Here is a 17357-nt window from a genome sequence, read left to right on the forward strand (position 1 = left end):
GCGGAGCTCTTTGATATAGTTTTCTTTAGTTTAAGAAAAGTCTGCCTTGCTTTTTACGTCGCTGTATTCTTCAGCGATTTCTTGACTGAGAATGTCTTCATAGGCAGGGAGTTGGATATCCTGACCATATTTCTTCTTGAGGGCAGTAGTAACTAGGCGATAAGCTAGATTGGCATTACGTGAGAGGATAGGTCCGTGGAAATAGGAACCAAAGACATTCTTATAATGAACCCCTTCGCCGATCTTTTCTTCGTTATTTCCATTCCCATAGACAACCTGACCCAGCGGTTTTTGGTCATCAGAAAGGAAGGTACGGCCCTGGTGATTTTCAAATCCATAGTAGGTTTCGTCGAAGTCTTCATTGTGAATCTTGATGTCACCGATAAAACGGTTATTGGTCTGGTTGAGGGTGTAGTGGCCCATGACCCCTAGCCCTTCGATACGTTTACCGGAAGCTTCAACATAATATTGGCCCAATAGTTGGAAACCACCGCAGATGGCTAGAACCACACCATCGTTTTGGATGTAGTTGTCAATGCTCTCTTTCTTGGCAGGTAGATCGCCTGCGATGATACTTTGTTCAAAGTCTTGACCACCACCGAAAAAGGCGATATCGTAGTGATTTTCGTCAAAGTCATCATGGAGAGAAACGATATCAACTGTTACATGAGCTCCCAGTTTTTCAGCCACATACTTGAGCATGAGGATATTGCCGTTGTCCCCGTAGGTATTCATGAGGTTTCCATAGAGGTGGGCAATGTTGAGCTGATAAGGGTAATTGCCAGCTTTTGAGGAAAGTGAAGTATAAACCATTAGTTCATCTCCTTTCTAACAATCTGACGACTAGCCAGCAGTTCTCGGAATTCCAGCATAGCAGTATAGGTAGCCAGGATATAGGCATGTTTGCAGTCTTGGTTCTCAATGGTCTTGAGAACTTGTTCCAGACTACTTGTTTCAGTGATTTTATCAGCTGGGTAGCCAGTCACTCGAAGACGGCGTGCGATTTCAGAATGACGAACACCACCAGCGTTAATTTCTGGAATGTCCATGTCAGTGATTTGTTCAAAGTCCGCATCCCAGATCCAGCTAGTATCAATTCCATCAGCATAGTTGGCATTAAGGAGAACAGATAAACTAAATGGATAAGGCGCTAGTTTGATCATCTCGATAGCTTGGGTAGCACCAACAGGATTTTTAATCAAGACAAGAGTACATTCTTTATCACCGATATGGAAGGTTTCCTGGCGTCCAAAGACAGCACGGCTCTTATCAAATCCTTGCTTGATGAGTTGCGAATCAGCCCCGAGAAAACGGGCAATAGCAACCGCAGCGAGAGCGTTGTAGATGTTGTAGAGTCCACCGATTTGAATACCGTATTCTTGTCCGTCGATGACAAAGCGAGAGCGATTGTTGGTCAACTCAACCAGTTCTGTCAAACGATAGTCGAGTTCAGGACGTTTGCAGCCACAATTTTCACAGATATAGGCCCCCAAGTTGGCATAGGTATTGTGCTCATATTTGAGGATGCCTTGACAGTCAGGGCAGAGAATCCCTTCGGTATTGTAGTGAGCTAGTTTGGCTGGTCCTTTTTCCAAGTCAAAACCAAAATACTGAACAGGATTTGGAATAGCTGGCTTGTAGAAAAGTGGACTGTCACCATTGAGGAGAACAGTAGCCGTAGGAACCTTACGAATGGCATCCAAAATCATGTTATAAGTTGTGTAAATTTCACCGTAGCGGTCCATCTGGTCACGGAAAATGTTAGTGATGACAAAAAGGCTAGGATGGATATAGTCACAGATACGAGAAAGACTGGCCTCGTCAATTTCGAGGACGGCAATGTTTTTCCCAGTTTTAGAAGATTTGGCGGTCAAGAAGGTTGTTGTAATTCCTGTGATCATGTTGGCACCACTAGGATTTGTCAGAACCTGACCATAAACTTCTTTTAAAATGCCGACAGTGAGGGCAGTTGTCAGGGTTTTCCCGTTGGTTCCAGTGACCACGACAATCTCGTAGTTCTTAGCTAAATTTTGTAAAATATCTTTATCAAATTGAAGGGCGAGTTTTCCTGGGAGCGTACTTCCGCGGCCAAGACGGCTTAAAACGAAGTGAGAAGAACGCCCAGCTAGGAGGCCCAAAGTAGTTTTTAATTTCATGTTTCTATTATATCATACTGCGCCCAGCAGTCCAATAACTAAAGTAACCTCTAAGAACAACTAAAGAAGTAACCTTAGAAGTGCTTTTTAGGTTCTGATTAAACCAAACCAATCAAATACAATATCTTTGGATTTGATAACTTTGGCAACTTTAAGAAATAAATCTTTCTCACTCTGAATATAAGAAAGGAGAGGACATCGATTATCCTCTACAGGTTTTAAAATTTCATTAATCCATTATAACTGACAGAGATACCTAACTTTTGGGATTTAGATTATTTTTTGGAAAGTCTCTTTTATAATAAATTACGAATTTTTTCTTTTATAAATGCGTTAAGAGGATAGTGTTTATCAAGATATTCTAGGAGTGCCTGAGCAGATTCAGAAATTCGTTCGTAACCTTGCAAAAAGTAGGGTAATTGTTTGGCCTCGTTTGGATAACCTTTTTCAAATCTTCTGTTGCTGTTAAAAATATCTATAAAATCAGATTTAGAGGTTTTTTCCAAATTGATTAGTTCGGTCCAAAGCTTGACGGATCTGTTTTGGATGAAATCATAAGCAGCTAATTTTTCGCCTCGTTGATAGCGACCTAGTCCTATATATAGATTGCATAAAATTTCTCCCAACAGCCATTCACGGTCTCTATTTTCTTTTGATGGCAATCTTTGTGGCTGGCAGATTGTTCCATCAAAACCGACCTCCTTCCAGATAATCTTGCCTTCAGCGAAGGGAATGTTTACTAGTTCATGAGCTTCAAAGACAGCAAATTCACAAAAAACATCATCTTCAAATAGAACTTTATGTCCGTCCACTGTATTTTGGTAGTGAAATGCAATTGGTTCTAGATTACTTAACCAAGTTAGATCTTGTATATAGGCCTGCTTGTAGCCATCTTTTACAATAACAAAAAAATCCAAATCTGAGTATTGATCCAATCGGTCTCTTTCTACTCCGCAAGAACCAAGTGCCAGCAAAGCTAGTGCTTGTCTAGAATCTTTTAGAGACTGACCAATATCATCTAGTCTTTGTAACAGTAATTCTGTTTTATTCATAATCGTTACCTCATTATTTCTTGTTTACAGACATTATATAGTTAATGTTTTCGAAAGTCAATTTCATCCCATACCAAATATATACTAATGTAATATGGGATTTCTTTCGATATTTTTTACAATGATAAAGTTTAAACATTTTGCAGGGTATTGCTCATATTATCAAGAATGAAGAAATTTGAAGTATCCTTTGATTGATTAGAAAGTGATTCTTATCTTTAAAAAGATTAAATAATTTGGAAAATATTTAAGAAGAAAAAATATATCGACTTAGCCATCAATTGGCAAACGGTAAAACCTTTCCACAAACGATGAAAATACACATACGACCCGCGCAAAGAGTGGATAATTTACTAATTAGGCATGAAACAATCATTGCAAAATATACTTTTTAAATTACCCATAAAATGATGAGCTGAAGCGAGTTATTCAAAGTCATATGTATTGCTGATATTTGAAAGAGTGACCTGAGACTCAATATATAATTAGGACTGCTAAGTAAAGTTTGGACATTATATCATAAAAGAGGGAAAAGACAGATTTGAGATTTCGCAGAAACAAAAACAGCCCGAGGAGGGCTGTTAGTGATTAGTTCTGAAACCAAGTTGCGATTGGGAAGTCGTTTTGTTTCAGTTCCAGTTTTGTTTTGGTTAGAAGTTGCCCATTTTCTAATGAATACAATAACAAATGTTGATTAGTTACGATCAATACCTTGTTTGTCAAACTTGTATCGATGTGTATTATCTCTTCTGTAGAGTCAGGTAAATCTTTTCTGACATTGATTAGATAGCTAGATTCATCAGAGAGATTAACAATAGATAAGGCACAGCGATCATTTCCATCCGCCTCATGTTTAACAATCAATCGGTCTTCTTTCGGTGTTTTATAAAGAAGATTTGGGTTGTCCTCTGGTAGCTTGATGAAGTGCTTTTCCTTACTAGACAAGTTCATGACAAGTATGCGATTGTTTGGATCCTTGGAGAAAGTTTCTGTATTTCGAGTATAGGCAACGCTACTGTAATAATTGTCACCGATTAATTCAGAAGAAGTCAGCATTTCAACGATCTTGCCTTCGCTTGTCAGAGGCGTACGAGACAATTCTTTTAGTTGGTCATTTTCGTCTAATTCAACTAAATAGGCATCAAAAACTAAAGCGGGTCGTTGACGGGACTCATCATGAAACCCCAGACCGAGGTAGAGGCGATTCCCTCTTCCATGAAACTGGATCGGAAAGGAAGTGGATTCGGAGAATGTTTTCTGAGTAATCAGCTTTCCTGAGATGTCAAACATACTGAGCACACTATCCTCAGTTGTAGTTTGTCCTGTGTAGAAGAATTTGTCTGATACTCCAGCTCCTGAATAAGCATAGAAGGGAGTTGAAGTTTTTCGGATGTCCCCTGTCTGAAAGTCAAGGGATACAATGTTTTGAGTGGATGCTTTCCCTCTGGTATTTCCAGATGAGAAGACGAGATAGCGATTGTCAAACCGTCCCTGAGGAAACCAGAAATTGACATCTTCTGCAATGGAAACATCCTCAGTCTTTATGAGTTGAAACTGATCGTTTTGCAACTGATAACTTTGAATGGATTTCGAATTGACAAGGTAAAAATCAGCAGCTTGATTGACTGTGAATCGCTGTTTTTGAGGTGAAATCAAGCTAAAAAGCATCCAACAAAGTAGGAGAAAAATGAAGACTGTACTAACACAGAAAACCAGTGTTTTCACAGCCGTACTTTTTTCTTTGGATAGGAAGGAAAAAGAAGTGTGTTTTTGTGATTTAACTTGCTTTCCCATTTGATTAGCCTCCTCTTTGAACAGAAAATGAAGACAACATCCTACACCTATATTATAAGCTTTTACAGCTAAAAGCACAAATAATCTTGTAAGGAAACTATGGACTGGATAGAAAAAGACAAGCACCAAAATGGATACTTGTCTTGTGTAGAATATTTGAAATCTTAAATCGCAAACAAGTCATTCAAGTTCTCAGCCAAGGTTGGGTGAGTGAAGATTTGTTTTGTGAAGTAAGTGTAAGGGATCTTGTTGTCCATCGCAACAGTGATGATGTTGATGATTTCTTGAGAACCTTCTGAGAAGATAGTTGCACCGAGAATCTCTTTTGTTTCAGTATTGACAACAGCTTTGAAGGCTCCGCGAAGGTCTCCATTTACGTGACCACGAGGCATAGTAGCAACAGGGATTTCCTTAACAGCGTAAGGGAGTTTCAAATCAGCTGCTTGGCTTTCCGTCAAGCCAACTTGAGAAAGAGCTGGTGTGATGAACATGGTGTTTGGTACATTGAGACGGTCTTCAAGTGTGTAGCTGCCATCTCCAGCAAGGTAGCTGTAGACAACACGGAAGTCATCAAGTGAAATGTAGGTGAATTGAAGTCCACCATTGACGTCTCCAACTGCAAAGACACCAGGAACGTTTGTTTGGCAGTGTTTGTCGACCTTGATAGCACCACGCTCCGTTAGTTCAATATCTGTATTTTCAAGTTGAAGTGGTTCTACATTCGGTTTACGTCCAGTTGCGTAGAGAAGGGCATCGAAACGGTAAGTTTCCTTTTCAGTTACGACGAGGACTTGATCACCGTCGTTTTTGATTTCAGTAGTATGGATGTTTTGAAGCAATTCAATACCGTCTTCTTCCATGTATTGTTTAGCAAGAGCTGCGATGGAAGGTTCTGCACGAGGAAGGAATGTATCCAAGGCATCTAGGACTGTGACTTTGCTACCAAGTTTGTTGTAGAGTCCAGCAAATTCAAGACCGATGTTTCCACCACCAAGGACTCCAAGTTTTTCAGGCAATTTGTCCAAGTTTTGGATACCTGTTGAGTCAAAGACATTTTTACTTGTAGCAAGTCCAGGAATTGGCAAGACGTTTGAAACAGCGCCAGTGTTGATGACGATTGTTTCAGCAGTCATTTCTTGTTTTTCGTCACCAGCCTGGATCTCGATCACCTTATTTGACACGAAATGTGCCTCTGCATCAATGACATCAACGCCATTATCGGCCAACATTTTATAATTTTTAGCGTTAAGACGACCAGTCACCGCACCACGCTCTTTCATGGTATCGTCAAATGACCAGCCCTTTTCAGCCGCTACAATCATAGTCTTGGTTGGGATACAAGCAATATTAATGCAAGTACCACCATACATCGCTTTACTGCGCTCGATGACAGCAACTTTTTTTCCAGCCGCATTCATCTTAGCAGCCAAAGTCTTACCGGCTTTACCAAATCCAATGACAATTAAATCGTATGTTAACATTTTTAAATCCTCCTATTTGATTTAATTCTAGCACAAGAAAAAAACTTTTGCACAAATCTGCTACGGGAAATGAAGTACGTTTGAAATGGTCCCTTCAAATCCTTTGATAAACAAGTTTCAGGCTACTTTACAGCTAGAAAATCGTTTACATGTTTTAATCAAGTGGTTAGACTATCTTTTGCCCCGCTCTTGTGTTATACTAGATAGGTTGCAAAGAAACTCGTACTTTTCTTTCGTGGAAAAGAAGCAACACGGTATCTCGTTTTTTAAGAAGATACATCATGAAAAGAAAAGTATAAACTAAAGCCCTATAGGGTGGCTTCGCACCACCTTTAGAAAGAAGAATAACGTGAAATTTAATGAATTTGACTTGTCTGCTGAATTGCTAGCAGAGATTGAAAAAGCTGGATTTGTAGAAGCCAGTCCCATCCAAGAACAGACCATTCCCTTGGCTCTCGAAGGAAAAGACGTTATCGGTCAAGCTCAGACTGGTACAGGAAAAACTGCAGCCTTTGGCTTGCCAACTCTTGAAAAAATCCGTACAGAAGAAGCAACCATCCAAGCCTTGGTTATCGCTCCAACTCGTGAACTTGCTGTTCAAAGCCAAGAGGAATTGTTCCGCTTTGGCCGTAGTAAGGGGGTGAAAGTTCGCTCAGTTTACGGTGGTTCAAGCATTGAAAAACAAATCAAGGCACTTAAATCTGGTGCCCACATCGTGGTAGGAACACCAGGCCGTCTCTTGGACTTGATTAAACGCAAGGCCTTGAAATTACAAGACATTGAAACCCTGATCCTTGATGAAGCGGATGAAATGCTCAACATGGGCTTCCTTGAAGACATCGAAGCTATTATCTCTCGTGTCCCTGACAGTCGTCAAACCTTGCTCTTCTCAGCAACCATGCCAGACGCTATCAAACGTATTGGCGTTCAGTTTATGAAAGAACCTGAACATGTCAAGATTGCTGCCAAGGAATTGACAACAGAGCTGGTTGATCAGTACTATATCCGTGTCAAGGAACAAGAGAAATTTGATACCATGACACGTCTTATGGATGTGGAACAACCAGAACTTGCTATCGTATTTGGTCGTACCAAACGCCGTGTAGATGAATTGACTCGTGGACTGAAAATTCGTGGCTTCCGTGCAGAAGGAATTCATGGTGATTTGGACCAAAATAAACGCCTTCGTGTCCTTCGTGATTTTAAAAATGGGAATCTTGATGTTCTAGTTGCGACAGACGTGGCAGCACGTGGTTTGGATATCTCAGGTGTGACCCATGTCTACAACTACGATATTCCACAAGATCCTGAAAGTTATGTTCACCGTATCGGGCGTACAGGTCGTGCTGGTAAGTCAGGTCAATCTATTACTTTCGTAGCACCAAATGAAATGGGCTACCTTCAAATCATCGAAAACTTGACTAAGAAACGCATGAAAGGTCTTAAACCAGCGACAGCTGAAGAAGCCTTCCAAGCTAAGAAACAAGTAGCTCTCAAGAAAATCGAACGTGATTTTGCGGATGAAACTATTCGTGAGAACTTTGAGAAATTTACTAAAGATGCTCGTAAGTTAGCTGCAGAATTTAGTCCAGAAGAATTGGCTATGTATATCTTGAGTCTGACAGTCCAAGATCCAGACAGCCTTCCTGAAGTGGAGATTGCGCGTGAAAAACCACTGCCATTTAAACCATCAGGTAATGGCTTTGGTGGCAAAGGTAAGGGAGGTCGAGGAGGTCGTCGTGGAGACGACCGTCGAGATCGTGATCGCCGTGGCAATGGTCGCCGTGATGACTTCAAGAAAGGCAACCGTGGAAACGATCGTTTTGATAAAGACAGACGTTACCGTAATAAAGACAATAAAAAACCTCGCAACACTTCAAGCGAAAAGAAAACCGGCTTTGTTATTCGTAACAAAGGAGACAAATAGAAAAAAGCGATTCACACTGTGAATCGCTTTTATATATAAGGAGACCGATAGTAAAAGAAGATGGTGATAGTAAAGGATAGGTGAAACGGAAAGGGATTTATCATGTCATCTTCTTATAATATTATAATATCAAAAATAAAATAGGATGTCAATAAAAAATCGCTTTTTTCTAAAATATTTTTGCTGTTCAAAATTGCAATTAAATAAGCAATTTTCAGATAATAATTGAAAATTCACGCTCTTTATGTTATAATGGTAGCGATTAAATGCGAGGTAAAAAATGGCACACTTATTAGAAAAAACAAGAAAAATTACTTCTATTTTGAAACGCTCAGAGGAGCAACTTCAAGATGAACTTCCTTACAATGCGATTACACGCCAGTTGGCAGATATTATTGATTGTAACGCTTGTATTGTGAATAGCAAGGGACGCCTTTTAGGCTACTTCATGCGTTATAAAACGAATACAGATCGTGTAGAGCAGTTTTTTCAAACTAAGATTTTTCCAGATGATTATATTCAAGGTGCAAACATGATCTATGATACGGAAGCCAACCTTCCTGTTGAACATGATTTGACCATTTTCCCTGTAGAGAGCCGTGCGGATTTTCCGGATGGGTTGACAACGATTGCTCCGATTCATGTATCAGGGATTCGCCTAGGTTCGTTGATTATTTGGCGCAATGATAAGAAATTTGAAGATGAAGATTTGATCCTTGTCGAGATTGCGAGCACGGTGGTAGGGATTCAACTGTTGAACTTCCAACGTGAAGAGGATGAGAAAAATATTCGCCGTCGTACTGCTGTTACCATGGCGGTTAATACCCTTTCCTATTCAGAACTTCGTGCCGTATCAGCTATTTTAGCTGAATTGGATGGAAATGAAGGGCAGCTGACTGCATCAGTTATTGCAGATCGTATTGGCATTACGCGCTCAGTGATTGTCAATGCGCTTCGTAAATTGGAGTCGGCTGGAATTATTGAGAGCCGTTCACTCGGAATGAAGGGGACTTATCTCAAAGTTCTAATTGGTGATATTTTTGAGGAAGTGAAAAAGAGGGACTACTAATGGCAAAGGCTTTAATCTCGATTGACTATACAGAGGATTTCGTAGCAGACCATGGAAAGCTAACTGCTGGAGCACCTGCTCAAGCAATATCAAAAGCCATTGATCAGGTAACCAGACTGGCTTTTGAACGTGGGGACTATATCTTTTTCACCATTGATGCCCATGAGGAGAAGGATACATTCCACCCAGAAAGCAAGCTCTTTCCACCGCACAACATCATCGGAACTAGTGGTCGTAATCTCTATGGTCCCCTAGCTGACTTTTATGCTGAGCATGAGGCGGATAATCGCGTCTTTTGGATGGACAAGCGTCACTATTCAGCATTTTCAGGAACGGATCTTGATATTCGTTTGCGGGAACGTCGGGTTGATACTGTTATCTTAACAGGTGTTTTGACTGATATTTGTGTTCTTCATACGGCTATTGATGCTTATAATCTAGGTTATCAAATCGAGGTTGTCAAGCCTGCGGTTGCCTCTATCTGGCCAGAAAATCATCAGTTTGCTCTTGGTCATTTTAAGAACACTCTGGGAGCCAAGTTGCTGGATGAAAATCTGGCTGAAATCCAAGAATAATTCCCTTGGAAAAATGAAAAAAATCTGAAAAAAGTGTTGACAAAGATTTTGAAAGTTGATATACTAGTAAAGTAATCGACGCGGGGATGGCGGAATTGGCAGACGCGCAGGACTAAGGATCCTGTGACCGCTTTAGGTCGTGAGGGTTCAAGTCCCTCTCTCCGCATAGGGTAAGAGTTAGCTTTGGCTAGCTCTTTTTGTTATTCCAAAGAAGATTAGGGGCTGATTTTGAATGTCGAAAGATCGGTATCAAAAGCTGTTATTTTATCAGAATAGTTGAATCGAGTTTCTCCATTTTCCTTATCAAGAATTTCCTCAAACACAAGTCAGGAAATTAAAAGCTGAAGAAATTAAGCAATACTTAGCTGAAAGATGATACCCATCATTTATAGAATGGTGTGGATTTTAGATTAGTAAATTGTTTGTTTATATAGGAAGAAAAGTTAGCGTTTGCTAGCTTTTTGTTTTTTAAAAAAAAGATAAATCAAAAATTTTTTTCGATTTCATAAACATTTCATATTTGGATTTTATAATAGTCTTACAAATATGGAGGTGACAAATGAATCCAATCCAAAGAGCTTGGGCTTATGTCAGCAGAAAACGACTGAGAAGTTTTATTTTATTTCTGATTTTATTTGTCCTTTTAGCAGGAATTTCAGCCTGTTTGACTCTGATGAAGTCCAACAAAACAGTAGAAACAAATCTTTACAAATCACTCAATACTTCGTTTTCTATCAAAAAGATAGAAAATGGACAGACCTTCAAATTGTCTAATCTAGCATCCGTGAGCAAGATTAAGGGGCTGGAAAATGTCTCTCCTGAACTCGAAATGGTCGCAAAACTGAAAGACAAGGAAGCGGTGAGTGGTGAGCAGAGCGTAGAACGTGATGATTTGTCGGCTGCGGACAAGAACTTGGTTAGCTTAACGGCTCTTGAAGATTCATCCAAGGATGTCACCTTTACCAGTTCGGCTTTCAATCTAAAAGAAGGGCGACACCTTCAAAAAGGAGATTCCAAGAAAATCCTGATCCACGAAGAGTTGGCTAAGAAGAACGCTCTTTCACTTCATGACAAGATTCGCTTGGACGCTGGTCAGTCAGAAGCTGGAAAAGGGCAAACAGTAGAGTTTGAGATTGTCGGCATCTTTTCTGGTAAGAAACAAGAAAAATTCACAGGCTTGTCCTCTGACTTCAGTGAAAACCAGGTCTTTACAGACTATGAAAGTAGCCAGACCCTTCTGGGAAATAGTGAACCTCAAGTCAGTGCAGCACGCTTCTATGTAGAAAATCCTAAGGAAATGGACGGACTCATGAAGCAGGTGGAAAACTTGGATTTAGAAAGTCAAGGTTACCAAGTTGAGAAGGAAAACAAGGCCTTTGAACAAATCAAAGACTCAGTTGCAACCTTCCAAACCTTCCTCACCATCTTCCTTTATGGGATGTTGATAGCAGGAGCAGGAGCTTTGATTTTGGTCTTGTCTCTCTGGTTGAGAGAAAGAGTCTACGAAGTGGGAATTTTACTCGCACTTGGAAAAAGCAAGAGCTCGATCTTCCTACAGTTCTGTTTAGAGGTAGTGTTGGTATCTCTCGGAGCTTTGCTTCCATCCTTTATCGCTGGAAATGCCATCACATCCTATCTGCTCCAAACTGTACTAGCCAGTGGAGATCAGGCAAGCTTACAAGACACGCTGGCCAAAGCAAGCGGTCTATCAACTAGTCTCCTATCCTTTGCAGAATCCTATGTCTTTCTGCTCCTGATTGGTTGCTTGTCTGTAGCCCTTTGTTTCGTATTTCTATTTAGAAAATCACCGAAAGAAATTTTATCATCTATTAGTTAATACTCTTCGAAAATCTCTTTAGACCGTGTCGGCCTTATCTGCAACCTCAAAGCTGTGCTTTGAGCAACCTGCGGTTAGCTTTCTAGTTTAATCTTTGATTTTCATTGAGTATAAGAAGGAGAAATCATGACTTTATTACAATTGCAAGATGTTACCTACCGTTATAAGAACACTGCTGAGGCAGTTTTATATCAGATCAAGTATAATTTTGAACCCGGAAAATTTTATAGTATCATTGGTGAGTCAGGAGCAGGAAAATCCACTCTCTTGTCCCTACTGGCTGGTCTAGATAGCCCTGTTGAAGGTTCTATCCTTTTCCAAGGAGAGGACATTCGGAACAAGGGGTATTCATACCATCGCATGCACCATATTTCCCTGGTCTTTCAAAATTATAACTTGATAGATTATCTTTCTCCGCTGGAAAATATCCGCTTGGTCAACAAAAAAGCAAGCAAGGATACGCTTCTTGAGCTTGGTTTGGATGAGAGTCAGATCAAGCGGAATGTTCTCCAGTTATCAGGTGGTCAACAGCAACGTGTAGCCATCGCTCGCAGTTTAGTCTCAGAAGCTCCGGTTATTCTAGCTGATGAGCCAACAGGAAATCTGGACCCTAAAACTGCCGGAGATATTATCGAACTGCTCAAATCACTTGCCGAGAAAACAGGTAAATGTGTGATCGTCGTCACCCACAGTAAAGAAGTGGCACAAGCGTCAGATATTACACTTGAATTGAAGAATAAGAAACTAACTGAAACTCGCAATACTACAAAATAAGATGAGCTTGTTTTGATAGAATTATTAAATCAAATCTAGAAAGGGAACCTATGTTACACAACGCATTTGCCTATGTTACAAGGAAGTTTTTCAAATCGATTGTTATCTTCCTGATTATTCTCCTCATGGCGAGCTTGAGTTTGGTCGGATTGTCGATCAAGGGAGCTACAGCCAAGGCTTCTCAGGAGACCTTTAAAAATATCACCAATAGCTTCTCCATGCAAATCAATCGTCGCGTCAACCAAGGAACGCCACGTGGTGCTGGGAATATCAAGGGTGAGGATATCAAAAAAATCACCGAAAATAAGGCCATCGAGTCTTATGTTAAACGCATCAACGCTATCGGAGATTTGACTGGATACGACCTCATCGAAACGCCAGAAACCAAGAAAAATCTCACTGCAGACCGTGCCAAACGGTTTGGAAGCAGTTTGATGATTACAGGTGTCAATGACTCCTCTAAAGAAGACAAGTTTGTCTCTGGCTCATATAAGCTGGTTGAAGGTGAGCACCTAACCAACGACGACAAAGACAAGATCCTCATGCACAAGGACTTGGCAGCCAAACACGGATGGAAAGTCGGAGATAAGGTCAAACTAGACTCCAATGTTTACGATGCAGACAATGAAAAAGGTGCCAAGGAAACAGTTGAAGTGACAATCAAGGGACTCTTTGATGGTCACAATAAGACAGCAGTAACCTACTCACAAGAACTCTATGAAAATACAGCTATCACAGACATTCACACTGCTGCAAAACTTTATGGATACACAGAAGATACAGCTATTTATGGGGACGCAACCTTCTTTGTAACAGCAGACAAGAACTTGGATGACGTCATGAAAGAGTTGAATGGTATCAGTGGTATCAACTGGAAGAGCTACACACTTGTGAAGAGCTCCTCTAACTACCCAGCTCTTGAGCAATCCATCTCTGGTATGTACAAGATGGCCAACCTCCTCTTCTGGGGTAGCTTGAGCTTCTCAGTCCTTCTCCTTGCACTCTTGCTCAGCCTTTGGATCAACGCCCGTCGCAAGGAAGTGGGAATCCTCCTCTCTATCGGTCTCAAGCAGGCAAGTATCTTGGGGCAATTCATCACCGAATCGATCCTGATCGCTATCCCTGCTCTCGTTTCGGCTTACTTCCTAGCCAACTACACAGCTCGAGCAATCGGAAATACTGTTCTTGCCAATGTCACTTCAGGTGTTGCCAAGCAAGCCAGCAAGGCTGCTCAAACCTCTAACCTTGGTGGTGGTGCAGAAGTAGACGGCTTTAGCAAGACCTTGTCGAGCCTAGACATTTCCATTCAGACATCAGACTTTATCATCGTCTTTGTCCTTGCTTTGGTTCTAGTGGTTCTCGTTATGGCGCTTGCTTCAAGCAATCTCCTTAGAAAACAACCAAAAGAGCTCTTGCTCGATAGTGAATAAAAAACTTGCTACCTATTCTCTCCTAAATGGGGTATAATATAGGTAGCATTTTTATCTATTTCATCTTGATAATACTCTTCGAAAATCAAATTCAAACCACGTCAGCTTCACCTTGCCGTACTCAAGTACAGCCTGCGGCTAGCTTCCTAGTTTGCTCTTTGATTTTCATTGAGTATAAGGCCTCTTCCTATCAGGATGAAACAGAGAAGATTTACAAAAAATTTAAAGGAATGTGAAACGTTTTTTCTATGAAAATTTTAATTGTAGAAGATGAGGAGATGATTCGTGAGGGAATCAGTGACTATTTGACAGATTGTGGTTATGAAACCATTGAAGCAGCAGACGGTCAGGAAGCTCTGGAAAAATTTTCCAGCTATGAAGTTGCTCTAGTACTGCTGGATATCCAGATGCCCAAGCTTAATGGCCTCGAAGTCCTAGCTGAGATTCGTAAAAGCAGTCAAGTTCCTGTCCTGATGCTGACCGCCTTTCAGGATGAAGAATACAAGATGAGCGCCTTTGCCTCTCTGGCAGACGGCTATCTGGAAAAGCCCTTTTCTCTCTCTCTTTTAAAAGTGAGGGTAGATGCAATTTTCAAGCGCTACTACGATACGGGACGAGTCTTCTCTTATAAGGATACCAAGGTAGACTTTGAGAGTTATAGTGCAAGCCTCGCAGGTCAAGAAGTGGCTATCAATGCCAAAGAGTTGGAAATTCTGGACTATCTGGTGAAAAATGAAGGCCGGGCCTTGACTCGTTCTCAGATAATTGATGCGGTTTGGAAGGTGACAGATGAGGTTCCCTTTGACCGTGTCATTGATGTCTATATCAAGGAACTGCGGAAAAAGCTAGACTTGGATTGTATCCTCACTGTGCGCAATGTCGGTTATAAATTGGAGCGAAAATGAAACGAACAGGTCTATTTACAAAGATATTTATCTATACCTTCTCAATTTTTAGTGTTCTGGTTATTTGTCTTCATTTAGCCATTTATTTTCTCTTTCCGTCAACTTATCTGAGTCATCGTCAAGAAACCATTGGCCAGAAAGCGACAGCCATTGCCCAGTCCCTTGACGGAAAAGATAGGAAAAGTATCGAGCAAGTGTTAGATTTGTATTCCCAGACCAGTGATATCAAAGGGTCCGTTAAGGGTGAGATGACTGAGGACAAGTTAGAGGTTAAGGACAATTTTCCACTAGATACAGCTCGCCAGACAACTTCACTCTTCATTGAGGAACGCGAGGTAAAAACGCAAGATGATAGCACTATGACTCTTCAGTTTCTAGCTTCCATGGATTTGCAAAAGGAAGCAGAGCAGATCAGTCTCCAGTTTCTTCCCTATACTTTGTTGGCATCCTTTCTAATTTCCCTCTTGGTGGCCTACATCTATGCTCGGACCATTGTTGCCCCGATTTTGGAAATCAAGCGGGTGACCCGTCGGATGATGGACCTGGATGCTGAAGTACGGTTGCGTGTGGATTCTAAGGATGAGATTGGTGATCTCAAGGAACAAATCAATAGCCTTTACCAGCATCTTTTGACTGTCATTGCGGACTTGCATGACAAGAATGAAGCTATTCTCCAGCTGGAGAAGATGAAGGTTGAGTTCCTACGAGGGGCTTCTCATGAATTGAAAACACCTCTGGCTAGCTTGAAAATTCTGATTGAAAATATGAAAGAAAATGTCGGTCGTTATAAGGATAGAGACCACTATCTGGGAGTTGCCTTGGGAATTGTAGACGACCTCAGTCACCACGTTCTCCAGATACTTTCTCTCTCTTCTGTGCAGGAAATTCGAGAGGAGAAAGAAGAGGTTGACCTCCTTCAGATGACGCAAAGTCTGGTTAAGGATTATGCTTTGCTCGCCAAGGAGAGAGAACTTCAGGTAGACATTAGCCTAACCCATCAGCAGGCTTACATAAACCCATCTGTCATGAAACTAATCCTATCGAATCTCATCAGCAATGCTATCAAGCACTCCACTACAGGCGGCTTGGTCCGCATTGGCGAGAGGGAAGGGGAGCTCTTTATCGAGAATAGCTGTAGTCCTGAAGAACAAGAACAATTGGCCCAGTCTTTTTCTGGAAATGCTAGTCGCAAGGCCAAGGGTTCGGGGATGGGACTCTTTGTGGTCAAAAGTTTATTAGAACATGAGAAATTGCCTTATCGTTTTGTAAGGCAGGATGATCGCTTGACTTTCTTTATACGCTTTCCTAGAGTTAGCCAAGATTAAAAAGAAAAGGCTTACATCAATCGAATTAGAAGAAATTCAATCTAAAGTATGGGAAAAACTAGCTTTTTTTATCAAAAAGTGATAAAATGAACAATGTAAATGGGTTGACCCATAAAAATATACAGGAGGCCTGATAAAATGGCAATCGTTTCAGCAGAAAAATTTGTCCAAGCAGCTCGTGACAACGGTTATGCAGTTGGTGGATTTAACACAAACAACCTTGAGTGGACTCAAGCTATCTTGCGTGCAGCAGAAGCTAAAAAAGCTCCAGTTTTGATCCAAACTTCTATGGGTGCTGCGAAATACATGGGTGGTTACAAAGTATGTAAACTTCTCATCGAAAACCTTGTAGAATCAATGGGAATTACTGTACCAGTTGCTATTCACCTTGACCATGGTCATTATGAAGATGCACTTGAATGTATCCGAGTTGGTTATACTTCAGTTATGTTTGACGGCTCACACCTTCCAGTTGAAGAAAACCTTGAAAAAGCTCGTAAAGTTGTAGAATTTGCTCATGCAAACGGCGTATCAGTAGAAGCTGAAGTTGGTACTATCGGTGGTGAAGAAGACGGAATCATTGGTGATGGCGAATTGGCTCCAATTGAAGATGCTAAAGCAATGGTTGCAACTGGTATTGACTTCTTGGCAGCTGGTATTGGTAACATCCACGGTCCTTACCCAGCAAACTGGAAAGGTCTTCACCTTGATCACTTGCAAAAATTGACAGAAGCAGTTCCAGGCTTCCCAATCGTATTGCATGGTGGTTCAGGTATTCCTGATGACCAAATCCAAGCAGCTATCAAACTTGGTGTTGCGAAAGTTAACGTTAACACTGAATGCCAAATCGCATTTGCTAACGCAACTCGTAAATTTGTTGCTGAATACGAAGCAAACGAAGCAGAATACGATAAGAAGAAACTCTTTGACCCACGTAAATTCTTGAAACCAGGTTTCGAAGCAATTACAGAAGCTGTTGAAGAACGTATCGACGTATTCGGTTCAGAAGGTAAAGCTTAATTTAGCTGAACA

14 protein-coding genes and 1 tRNA gene are annotated in these 17357 nt (G+C 40.9%); 10 read left to right on the forward strand and 5 right to left on the reverse strand.

Translation table 11 applies throughout. The features are described 5' to 3' along the window. Window positions 1–30: 30 nt before the first annotated feature. From gatD to EKB01_RS06310, 5 genes are all read right to left on the reverse strand, one after another. The gene (gatD, locus tag EKB01_RS06290) at window positions 31–813 is read right to left on the reverse strand and encodes a lipid II isoglutaminyl synthase subunit GatD (protein ID WP_033583499.1); all 783 of its coding nucleotides are present in this window, start codon (window positions 811–813) and stop codon (window positions 31–33) included. Then, window positions 813–2156 (reverse strand): lipid II isoglutaminyl synthase subunit MurT, encoded by a 1344-nt coding sequence (gene murT, locus EKB01_RS06295; RefSeq protein ID WP_033583500.1) that lies wholly within the window; start codon window positions 2154–2156, stop codon window positions 813–815. The genes gatD and murT overlap by 1 nt, the downstream gene beginning before the upstream one ends. Before the next feature lie 296 nt (window positions 2157–2452). Then, window positions 2453–3208, reverse strand: coding sequence for a hypothetical protein (locus EKB01_RS06300; protein WP_033583501.1), 756 nt, complete (start codon window positions 3206–3208; stop codon window positions 2453–2455). Between the two features lie 588 nt (window positions 3209–3796). Continuing rightward, the gene (locus tag EKB01_RS06305) at window positions 3797–5002 is read right to left on the reverse strand and encodes a hypothetical protein (protein WP_167266152.1); all 1206 of its coding nucleotides are present in this window, start codon (window positions 5000–5002) and stop codon (window positions 3797–3799) included. A 164-nt stretch (window positions 5003–5166) separates the two neighbouring features. Beyond that, window positions 5167–6483 carry an FAD-containing oxidoreductase gene (locus EKB01_RS06310; protein ID WP_000958903.1) on the reverse strand — a complete coding sequence of 439 codons (1317 nt, stop codon included), beginning with the start codon at window positions 6481–6483 and terminating at the stop codon, window positions 5167–5169. Between the two features lie 349 nt (window positions 6484–6832). On the opposite strand from EKB01_RS06310, the gene EKB01_RS06315 reads away from it, so the two are divergent. From EKB01_RS06315 to EKB01_RS06360, 10 genes are all read left to right on the forward strand, one after another. After that, window positions 6833–8410, forward strand: coding sequence for a DEAD/DEAH box helicase (locus EKB01_RS06315; protein ID WP_167266154.1), 1578 nt, complete (start codon window positions 6833–6835; stop codon window positions 8408–8410). A gap of 280 nt (window positions 8411–8690) precedes the next feature. After that, the gene (gene codY / locus EKB01_RS06320; RefSeq protein WP_000940727.1) at window positions 8691–9479 is read left to right on the forward strand and encodes a GTP-sensing pleiotropic transcriptional regulator CodY; all 789 of its coding nucleotides are present in this window, start codon (window positions 8691–8693) and stop codon (window positions 9477–9479) included. After that, complete coding sequence (locus tag EKB01_RS06325) at window positions 9479–10054, forward strand: isochorismatase family cysteine hydrolase (protein WP_109289744.1); 576 nt, start codon at window positions 9479–9481, stop codon at window positions 10052–10054. The genes codY and EKB01_RS06325 overlap by 1 nt, the downstream gene beginning before the upstream one ends. Before the next feature lie 80 nt (window positions 10055–10134). Continuing rightward, a tRNA-Leu gene (locus EKB01_RS06330) sits at window positions 10135–10220 on the forward strand. 393 nt (window positions 10221–10613) lie between these two features. Further along, on the forward strand, window positions 10614–11891 hold the full coding sequence (locus EKB01_RS06335; protein ID WP_167266157.1) for an ABC transporter permease: 1278 nt from the start codon (window positions 10614–10616) through the stop codon (window positions 11889–11891). Window positions 11892–12017: 126 nt separating this feature from the next. Next, complete coding sequence (gene vex2 / locus EKB01_RS06340) at window positions 12018–12665, forward strand: ABC transporter ATP-binding subunit Vex2 (RefSeq protein WP_000173736.1); 648 nt, start codon at window positions 12018–12020, stop codon at window positions 12663–12665. 50 nt (window positions 12666–12715) lie between these two features. Then, a complete protein-coding gene (gene vex3, locus EKB01_RS06345) occupies window positions 12716–14095 on the forward strand; it encodes an ABC transporter permease subunit Vex3 (RefSeq protein ID WP_109289746.1) in 1380 nt (459 codons plus the stop codon). A gap of 248 nt (window positions 14096–14343) precedes the next feature. Then, window positions 14344–15000 carry a response regulator transcription factor VncR gene (vncR, locus tag EKB01_RS06350; RefSeq protein ID WP_000697936.1) on the forward strand — a complete coding sequence of 219 codons (657 nt, stop codon included), beginning with the start codon at window positions 14344–14346 and terminating at the stop codon, window positions 14998–15000. After that, complete coding sequence (gene vncS / locus EKB01_RS06355; protein WP_109289747.1) at window positions 14997–16325, forward strand: sensor histidine kinase VncS; 1329 nt, start codon at window positions 14997–14999, stop codon at window positions 16323–16325. Before vncR ends, vncS begins: the two co-directional genes overlap by 4 nt. Before the next feature lie 138 nt (window positions 16326–16463). Further along, window positions 16464–17345, forward strand: a complete 882-nt coding sequence (locus tag EKB01_RS06360; RefSeq protein WP_001019007.1) for a class II fructose-bisphosphate aldolase — start codon at window positions 16464–16466, stop codon at window positions 17343–17345. Window positions 17346–17357: the final 12 nt, after the last annotated feature.

Source organism: Streptococcus sp. CCUG 71758, from assembly GCF_011714815.1.
GTDB lineage: Bacteria > Bacillota > Bacilli > Lactobacillales > Streptococcaceae > Streptococcus > Streptococcus halitosis.